The organism is Clostridium pacaense (genome assembly GCF_020709765.2).
GTDB lineage: Bacteria > Bacillota > Clostridia > Lachnospirales > Lachnospiraceae > Enterocloster > Enterocloster hominis.
In genome coordinates, this window is record NZ_JAJFEB020000156.1 from 1 (window position 1) to 252 (window position 252).

At 41.3% G+C, this 252-nt stretch carries 1 pseudogene; it reads right to left on the bottom strand.

The annotated features are described in order from the left end of the window. Positions 1-252 (bottom strand): annotated as a pseudogene (locus LK536_RS58890) (IS30 family transposase); the annotation flags it as partial.

Genomic DNA, 252 nt, shown 5'->3' on the forward strand with positions numbered 1-252 from the left:
ATCACATACCGGATGTATTCATGATTTTTCTCAATCCGCCCTTTTTGCCAGGAAGAGTTCGGATTGCAGTAAAAGATTTTTGTGCGGATCCCGCCATTTTTATCACATTCCAACCGTTCTGGAAATTGAAATTCCACACCATTATCGGTCAGGATGACAGGGAACAGTTCCTGACATACCCCAATTCCGAGTTTTTCTGTCAAATAATCAAAAACTTTTATGACCTGATCCTGAGATTTCTCCTGCAGCACA